This is a genomic window from Streptomyces sp. E11-3 (assembly GCF_046540415.1).
GTDB lineage: Bacteria > Actinomycetota > Actinomycetes > Streptomycetales > Streptomycetaceae > Streptomyces.
Genome location: NZ_JAZGRL010000213.1, coordinates 1 through 891 on the forward strand (window position 1 = coordinate 1; position 891 = coordinate 891).

General features: G+C 73.2%; 1 protein-coding gene. It reads right to left on the reverse strand.

Annotated elements, in window-relative coordinates; translation table 11 throughout:
* Positions 1-44: 44 nt before the first annotated feature.
* Positions 45-839, reverse strand: a complete 795-nt coding sequence (locus tag U9R90_RS36475; RefSeq protein WP_411061799.1) for an Fpg/Nei family DNA glycosylase — start codon at positions 837-839, stop codon at positions 45-47.
* Positions 840-891: the final 52 nt, after the last annotated feature.

The window sequence follows — 891 nt, forward strand, 5'->3', positions numbered from 1 at the left end:
ACGGGATTGGTGGTACGGGGTTGGCTGTGCGGCCGGGGTGCGGGCTACGGGGTGGGGCCGGGCTGGCAGCGGGGGCACCAGTACGTGTGGCGTTCGCGGGAGCCGTCGCCCTGGTTCGCGGAGCGGATGGGGGTGCCGCAGCGTAGACAGGGGCGGGGTGCGCGCCCGTAGACGTACAGGCGGGGGTCGCGTCGGCCCGTGGTGCTGCGGGCGGGGCGGTCGCGGTTGGCTTCGAGGAGCCGCTTGGCAGCGGTGACCAGGCGCTCGGCGGTGCCTGCCGGGAGCTCGCCGATGGGGAGCCAGGGGGTGGCGGCGGCCAGGAAGCAGAGCTCGGACTTGTAGATATTGCCGATGCCCGCGAGGTTGCGCTGGTCGAGCAGGGCTTCGCCGAGCGGGCGCGCGGGGTCTTGGAGGAGGTTGCGCAGGGCCGTTTCCGGGTCCCAGTCGGGGCCCAGGAGGTCGGGGCCGAGGTGGCCTACGGCCTTCGCCTCGTCCCGGGTGCGGAGCAGTTCGAGCACGGGGAGGCGGTAGCCGACGGCGGTGTGCTCGCTGGTGCCGAGGATCGCGCGAATCTGGTGGGCGGGGCCGCCGCTCCAGCGCTCACCGGGGGCGTAGACCTTCCAGGAGCCGTCCATCCGCAGGTGTGAGTGCAGGGTGAGGCCGCCCTCGATGCGGGTGAGAAGGTGCTTTCCGCGCGGGGTGACGTCCAGGACGCTGCGGCCGGTGAGGTCGGCTGTGGCGTACTTGGGTACCCGCAGGTCCGAGCGCGTCAGCACGCTGCCCGCGAGCGCGCTGTGCAGGCGCCGCGCAGCCTGGTGGACGGTGTCTCCTTCGGGCATGAGGTCAGGGTGACATGTGGGGCGGTGTGGCGGTCGGGTGTGTCATGCGGGG

Excerpts from the sequence above, each read along its gene's own strand:
- U9R90_RS36475 (WP_411061799.1), bottom strand. The coding sequence starts at position 839 with ATGCCCGAAGGAGACACCGTCCACCAGGCTGCGCGGCGCCTGCACAGC.